General features: G+C 41.0%; 9 protein-coding genes and 1 pseudogene. 3 read left to right on the top strand and 7 right to left on the bottom strand.

The window, feature by feature from the left end:
- Together HYG93_RS18845 and HYG93_RS18840 are read right to left on the bottom strand one after the other, a co-directional pair.
- Positions 1-799, bottom strand: a 799-nt coding sequence (locus HYG93_RS18845) for a phage late control D family protein (RefSeq protein ID WP_178962777.1), incomplete at its 3' end; no start/stop codon positions are given.
- Positions 800-1,105: 306 nt separating this feature from the next.
- The gene (locus HYG93_RS18840) at positions 1,106-1,741 is read right to left on the bottom strand and encodes a cation transporter (RefSeq protein ID WP_106986740.1); all 636 of its coding nucleotides are present in this window, start codon (positions 1,739-1,741) and stop codon (positions 1,106-1,108) included.
- Positions 1,742-1,815: 74 nt separating this feature from the next.
- On the opposite strand from HYG93_RS18840, the gene HYG93_RS18835 reads away from it, so the two are divergent.
- Positions 1,816-2,217, top strand: a complete 402-nt coding sequence (locus HYG93_RS18835; protein ID WP_106986741.1) for a Cd(II)/Pb(II)-responsive transcriptional regulator — start codon at positions 1,816-1,818, stop codon at positions 2,215-2,217.
- 18 nt (positions 2,218-2,235) lie between these two features.
- Here HYG93_RS18835 and arsH read toward each other — a convergent pair whose 3' ends face one another.
- The 4 genes from arsH to HYG93_RS18815 all read right to left on the bottom strand — a co-directional run bounded on the left by arsH (position 2,236) and on the right by HYG93_RS18815 (position 4,923).
- Positions 2,236-2,976: an arsenical resistance protein ArsH gene (gene arsH / locus HYG93_RS18830; RefSeq protein ID WP_106986742.1), complete on the bottom strand. Its 741-nt coding sequence runs from the start codon at positions 2,974-2,976 to the stop codon at positions 2,236-2,238.
- Positions 2,973-4,028: an ACR3 family arsenite efflux transporter gene (gene arsB / locus HYG93_RS18825; RefSeq protein ID WP_106986743.1), complete on the bottom strand. Its 1,056-nt coding sequence runs from the start codon at positions 4,026-4,028 to the stop codon at positions 2,973-2,975. The genes arsH and arsB overlap by 4 nt, the downstream gene beginning before the upstream one ends.
- Before the next feature lie 84 nt (positions 4,029-4,112).
- Positions 4,113-4,586 (bottom strand): arsenate reductase ArsC, encoded by a 474-nt coding sequence (locus tag HYG93_RS18820; protein WP_106986744.1) that lies wholly within the window; start codon positions 4,584-4,586, stop codon positions 4,113-4,115.
- Between the two features lie 16 nt (positions 4,587-4,602).
- Complete coding sequence (locus HYG93_RS18815; RefSeq protein ID WP_106986745.1) at positions 4,603-4,923, bottom strand: metalloregulator ArsR/SmtB family transcription factor; 321 nt, start codon at positions 4,921-4,923, stop codon at positions 4,603-4,605.
- A gap of 156 nt (positions 4,924-5,079) precedes the next feature.
- Between HYG93_RS18815 and yegQ the strand changes: the two genes are divergently transcribed.
- Both yegQ and HYG93_RS18805 read left to right on the top strand, forming a co-directional pair.
- A complete protein-coding gene (gene yegQ / locus HYG93_RS18810; protein WP_178962776.1) occupies positions 5,080-6,480 on the top strand; it encodes a tRNA 5-hydroxyuridine modification protein YegQ in 1,401 nt (466 codons plus the stop codon).
- 11 nt (positions 6,481-6,491) lie between these two features.
- Positions 6,492-6,746: a YfhL family 4Fe-4S dicluster ferredoxin gene (locus HYG93_RS18805; protein WP_106986747.1), complete on the top strand. Its 255-nt coding sequence runs from the start codon at positions 6,492-6,494 to the stop codon at positions 6,744-6,746.
- Positions 6,747-7,034: 288 nt separating this feature from the next.
- Here HYG93_RS18805 and HYG93_RS18800 read toward each other — a convergent pair.
- A pseudogene (locus HYG93_RS18800) lies at positions 7,035-7,180 on the bottom strand (pyridine nucleotide-disulfide oxidoreductase); the annotation flags it as partial.

The following is a 7,180-nucleotide window of genomic DNA, read 5'->3' as shown; positions in this document are numbered from 1 at the left end:
GGCCATCAGCTTGCCAACGTTGCACATGTACTGCTGTCGGTTGAATGCTACGCTCACCGATAAAGCTAGTGATGCTGTCTTGTTGCTCTGTTGCACTAGAACGATGAAAGCGGATACTGCGACGGCTAAGCGCTTGATATTGACTATTGTCATCAATCAAGCGGAGTTTTTGTTTTTCAATTGGTACTGAGGAATGTGGCACTTTCAGCTGTGCTTCATCAATGAGCCAATTAATGCCTTCACTACGCCAAAGTCGGGTTAAAAAGTCATAATCGCTTTCATTCGACTGCATGATGAAGGGCCGAACATCATAGTTTTGGCTTAAACCACTTAGATCAAGCATTAGACTGGATGCAAAGAGTGGACTTTTGCTTTGCCATTCTTTAAAAATAGTTTCACTGACATCACGCACTGATTTATTCATAAACACACGGCTATTACGACGTTTATGCCACAACGACGTTGCATCTTCTAACGTAAGTTTATATAGGGTGAGTGAACCGTCACTCTGGCCTTGAGTGGCTTCGGTGATGATACCCGTAGTCCGAAACAGTTCGCCCCGATCTGTCACTTGATCAACAGCAACTTGTACACCAATAAATTGTTTCAGCGGAATCAATGCATTGGTGGATAAGCAAATCAGGGTCGCTTGCAGGCCTTGGTTTAAGACATGCTCCCCATCAATACGTTGAATAAAAAGCTCTTCATTCAAAGCAGAATTGGAAAATTGCGCATGAATGGCACGCTTTTGAGCGGATAAACCTAATTTTTCTAATACAGCAAGTATTTTGCCTAGCATAATAAAAAATTCTTAATTGTAATTTTAAAAATTATATTTACTGAAAATTAAATAAAAACAGAAAGCTGATAAAGATAAAATCATAAAAGATGTTGATTATATTTTCTTTAGTACACTGACCATTTTCTTTCAATTTTCATATAAATCTGTACTTTTTTCTAATTTATTGAGCCTTTACCCAATAACATAATTATATTCATTTTCTATATTCTACATTTTTTAGACATAGACAGCTAGCCTTGGACTAAAGACTAGCGCATCTCTTATAAAGCAAATTGTATTGATAAAAAAGTTGCAGATTGTAAATTAAGAGCAGTTCATTGGTGCTTCTACTTTTATTTTTCGCTCTTTCAAAGCTTGCTTAATCACCGCATAACCACCCGTTAAACCTAATACCGCCATAATTCCTGCCACAATAATGTCTGGCCATAAACTGCCTGTACCAAACACCCCCACTGCAGCCAAGATCACGGCCACATTGCCAATCGCATCATTACGGCTACATAGCCAAACCGACTTCATATTGGAATCGCCATCGCGGAAGGCATATAAGATCACCGCAGAAATCACGTTGGCCACCAAGGCTAAAACACCAATCGCGCCCATGGTGATCGCTTCAGGCGGGATACCTTGCATATAAGAGTAAATGACTTTACCAATGACCACGAAGCCAAAGGCCGCCATCGTCAGCCCTTTTAACAGTGCAACTGTCGCACGCCAATATAGACTCGCCCCCAATACAGCCAAAGACACACCATAGTTGACAGCATCACCAAAGAAATCCAAAGAATCCGCCCACAGTGATGCAGAGTGCGCATAAGCGCCACCAATCAGCTCAACCAAGAACATCGCTAAGTTAATGAATAAGGCGATCCAAAGCGCGGTGCGAAATTTACTATTTGGCTTTGGCGGTGCTGGTTCATGACTGCAAGTACAAGCCATACAAAACTCCCATGCATTTCAGTATTGATCAGGTTATAGTCATTAAAAACCCTCGAGTAACTCTAAGGTCAAGCATGGCAACTTATAAAATTGGTGAACTGAGTAAAAAAACAGGATTAACAACCGACAGCATTCGTTTTTATGAAAGCAAACAGCTGATTCAGCCCTCATTTCGGGCGGACAATAATTACCGTTATTATTCTGAAGATGCCTTAAAACGCCTGCTGTTTATTCAGCGCTGCCGTGCGCTTGATTTATCTTTAAAAGAAATTGAAACTTTAATTGAACTCGAACAGCAACCACAGCAAAACTGTCAGGCGGTGAATGAAATTATTGATCTGCATTTAGCACAAGTCGAAAAAAAATTGGCAGAACTGCATAAATTCCAACAGGAATTACAGCAGCTCCGCCAATCTTGCAATGCACAAAGCACCATTGATCATTGCCAAATCTTAAAACAGCTTGAAGCTGAATAAGCGGCATCAAATCATGTATTAAATTGATTTTTGATTAACACGTTTAGACAATTCAGCTGCCGACTCTTTACGTTCTGAATAGCGGTTGGTCAAATAACTTGACTGCCCACGGGTCAATAACGTGAACTTATACAACTCTTCCATCACATCGACAATTCGGTCATACAAACTCGACGCTTTCATACGGCCATCTTCCTCAAACTCCAAAAAGGCTTTCGGCACAGAAGATTGATTTGGAATGGTGATCATACGCATCCAACGGCCTAAAATGCGCATTTGATTGACCGCATTAAAAGATTGCGAACCGCCAGACACTTGCATCAAGGCCAGGGTTTTTCCTTGCGTGGCGCGAATTGCCCCAGCAGCCAATGGAATCCAATCAATTTGCGCTTTTAAAATAGAAGTCATCGCACCATGACGCTCAGGACTGCACCACACCATCCCTTCCGCCCAAGCCAATAGCTCATGTAATTCTTGCACTTTCGGATGTGTCGCATCGCCATCTTCAGGTAAAGGCAAACCTTTAGGATGAAAAATTTTCACCTCAGCACCAAAATGTTCAAGAATACGACCCGCTTCAATCACTGCTAAACGACTATAAGAACGTTCACGGTTTGAACCATACAGCAATAAAATCCGTGGTGGATGCGCAAGTTCTTGCGCCTGCACATTTGCAAAGGTCGGTTGCTCAAGCAAGTCCATCTCAATGTTTGGAAGATCTGTATTCGCTAGATCAGTCTTTGATAAATCAGTACTCATTCAGCATTTGCCCCTGCATTTGAGAAATATTTTTTACGTAGCCATAAAGACACACTGACCAAAGCAATCAGCACAGGTACTTCAACCAATGGCCCAATAACGGTGGTAAATGCCACAGGTGAGGCCAAACCAAAAGTAGCAATCGCCACTGCTAGCGCCAATTCAAAATTATTGCCTGCTGCAGTAAAGGAAATCGCCGTGGTTTTGGCATAGTCATTGCCCATCAACTTGCTCATAAAGAAGCTAATGAAAAACATTACGACAAAGTAAATGGTCAGTGGAATGGCAATGCGCAGCACATCCATTGGCAGACTCAGCACTTCACCGCCTTTTAGACTAAACATCGCCACGATGGTAAACAGCAGTGCCAATAAACTCAGCGGACTAATTTTTGGAATAAACTTCGTTTGATACCAATCTAGTCCTTTTTGTTTCACCAAAAGTGTCCGGCTGAGATAGCCCAATAAAAATGGAATGCCCAAATAAATGAGCACCGCTTTGGTAATAGTCCAAAAACCGACATCAATCACTTGCCCTGCCACACCAAAATATGGCGGCAAGAAGCTTAAGAATAACCATGCGTATGTACTAAAAAACAGGATTTGGAAAATACTGTTAAATGCCACCAAGGTAGCCACATATTGATTATCACCACAAGCAAGGTTATTCCACACCAAGACCATCGCAATACAGCGCGCCAAGCCAATTAAAATCAGCCCCGTCATATATTCAGGATAATTCTGTAAGAAAATAATCGCTAAGGCGAACATCAAACACGGTGCAATCAGCCAGTTCTGTACCAGTGACAACACCAACGTTCGCTTATCCTGAAACACTTGCGGCAAATTGGCGTAATCCACCTTTGCCAAAGGTGGATACATCATCAGAATCAAACCAATGGCAATCGGTAAATTAACCGTGCCTAAGCTCATACTTTCTAAAGCAGTTGATGCCTGCGGAAATAAATAACCGATCAAAATACCCAGTGCCATGGCAATAAAAATCCACAGCGTGAGATTACGATCTAAAAAGGATAATTTTGCAGTTTGCATATCTTCAACTTATCAATCTAAGACGCAAAAATGAAAAGCCATGTACAAAAAACAGGCTTCTATTTTTGCAGAATTGCGATTTAATTAATCAATCCGACCAATTTTATTCAGCTCAATAATTAAATCTTCTTTGCTTAATTGGTTTAAATCCAAGGCAAAAAAGGCATCAAAACGACGTTGAATATGCTCTACTGTCTGCATAAATGCCTGCATTTTTTCATCATCTTCGCAATCTAAATGTGAAGGATCTTCTAAGCCCCAGTGCACTTTAATCGCATTGCCTAAATATAATGGACAAGGCTCTTCTGCGGCAGAACCGCATACCGTCACCACAATTTCAGGATTAAACTGTTCGCAATCTTGCATATTTTTGCTCCACAAACCTTCTGTGGAAATATTCAAACTTTGCAAGGTTCTTAATGACAGCGGATGCACCTTACCTGAAGGCTGACTGCCTGCGCTGCACGCACTAAAGCCCTGCGGTGCACGTGCATTAAAAAGCGCTTCCGATAAAATACTGCGGCAGCTATTACCTGTACATAAAAATAAAAAATTCATAGTGTTACTCTTAATATTAGTCACAACATGGCGCTGCATTTTCAGTACATTTAAATTGCTCTGCACGTGGATTATGCTGCAGCGTTAGTTTCAAAATATCGACACACCACGTTTCTAATTCAGGATGAATTTGATAATAAATCCACTGCCCTTGGCGGCGATCTTGCAAAATTTTGGCACTGCGTAATAAGGCCAAATGACGGGATATTTTCGGCTGGCTTAAATCTAAGGCAGTCATCAAATCACAGACACAGCTTTCACCGCGCAGCAGCAAAATAGTCAATATGTCGAGACGCGTTTGATCTGACAAACATTTAAAAAAATTCAGTTGATCCATAATATATATGCATATTCGAATATGCATATATATTATTCGCTATTCGGTGAAAATAACAGTGTTTTGGATCTATAATTCCGAGCTTTTTACTAGGTTGAATCATTTTTTTAGATTCATACAATAAAGCCATATTTTTTATATGCCTTAATTTTTGTCATGAGCATCACGACTGTAACTGAACTCTTATCACCTGCCGGCTCACTGAAAAACATGCGCTATGCTTTCGCATACGGTGCAGATGCCGTCTATGCAGGTCAGCCACGTTATAGCTTACGTGTTCGTAACAACGAGTTCGATCATGACAACTTACAAATTGGCATTAACGAAGCCCATGCTTTGGGTAAAAAGTTTTATGTGGTGGTCAACATCCAGCCGCATAACTCAAAATTAAAAAATTTTATTCGTGACCTTACACCAATCATTGAAATGAAGCCTGATGCACTGATCATGTCAGACCCTGGTTTGATTATGATGGTGCGCGAAAACTTCCCTGAAATTGACATTCACCTTTCAGTTCAAGCCAATGCCGTAAACTGGGCAACGGTTAAATTTTGGCAAAAAATGGGTCTAACCCGTGTGATTTTGTCACGCGAACTGTCGATTGAAGAAATCGAAGAAATTAAAACGCAAGTCCCGGGCATGGAAATTGAAGTCTTTGTTCATGGCGCACTCTGCATGGCCTATTCAGGCCGCTGCATGTTATCTGGCTACATGAACAAACGCGATGCCAACCAAGGTGCATGTACCAATGCTTGCCGTTGGGAATACAAAGTGTCTGAAACCGCTGAAGATGCCAATGGCGATGTGATTCCTGTACAAAATATTGATACAGCAAAAAAATCTGGTTGCTGCTCAAAAGATGCAGATGAACTGCACATGCAAGCGCAAAACCAAGTTTCTGAACCAGTGTTATTACAACGTAATGACGAAGAAGCTTTTGCTGCCGAAGAAGATGAACACGGCACATATTTCATGAATTCTAAAGACTTACGTGCCGTTCAGCATGTTGACCGTTTAACCAAGATAGGCATTCATTCACTGAAAATTGAAGGTCGTACCAAGTCTTATTTCTACTGTGCCCGTACTGCGCAAATTTACCGTAAAGCCATTGATGATGCGCTGCAAGGCAAAGACTTTGACCCATCACTGATGACTCAGCTCGAAGGTTTAGCAAACCGTGGTTATACCGAAGGTTTCTTACGCCGCCATGTGCATAGAGAATATCAAAACTATGAAAACGGTTCATCAAGTTTTGACCACCAAATTTTCTGCGGTGAAGTTTTAGAGCGCAATGGCGACTACATCAAAATTGATGTGAAAAACCGTTTTGTGGTGGGTGATTCATTGGAACTAATGACCACTAAAGGCAACATCACGTTCACATTGACTGAAATTAAAGACAAAAAAGGTAATTCCATTGAAGATGCGAAAGGTTCAGGCCATATCGTGGATATTCCTGTGCCTGCCGATGTCGATATGACTTATGCCCTGCTCATTCGTAACTTACCAAATTCGACGGCAGATATTTCTGCATCCTCTTTGGCTTATCAGGCTTAATTGGGTTCGCTATGGCCTTACTCATTACTGACAAATGCATTAACTGCGATATGTGTTTACCCGAGTGCCCGAATGAAGCGATTTATGAAGGTGCGAAGGTCTATAAAATTGATACAGACCGCTGCACAGAATGTGTGGGTTTTTATGAAACTCAAACCTGTGTTGATGTCTGTCCAATTGAGTGCATCGTGCCCCATCCCGAGCATGTGGAAACGCAAGAGCAGTTAATAAAAAAATTTAAAGGATTGAATTTATTCAAGTCTTAATATGAAACGCCACTTTGGAATACTTATTGCTTATAAGCTTAGCAATTAAAAAGAACAACCTTGGGGAAAGTATAAAAATAAGGTTGTAAAACAAAAATAGACGATGGGCAAAGAACGGGATCAAAATGCGTGGGGACATTTTGATTCTTATCTTGCAGATAAAAAAAGGAACTCCGGTGTTAGCATCCAAAGTTCCTATAAAACGAGAATATTGATAACAACAATATTCACAATAACGCTTAGAAAATAGGTCAGTGTGTATGGGGAACACACTGGCCTTTTCTTTTATTACTGACCTGAACGGATAATGTAATCGAATGCTGAAAGTGATGCTTTCGCGCCTTCACCTGTAGCAATGATGATTTGTTTGTAAGGCACTGTTGTACAGTCACCCGCAGCGAATACACCTTTCACATTGGTTTCGTTGCGTTCGT

The organism is Acinetobacter sp. SwsAc6 (genome assembly GCF_013391565.1).
Lineage (GTDB): Bacteria > Pseudomonadota > Gammaproteobacteria > Pseudomonadales > Moraxellaceae > Acinetobacter > Acinetobacter cumulans.
Note: the sequence above shows the minus strand (reverse complement) of the source record. Positions and strands in the feature narration are given on the sequence as shown.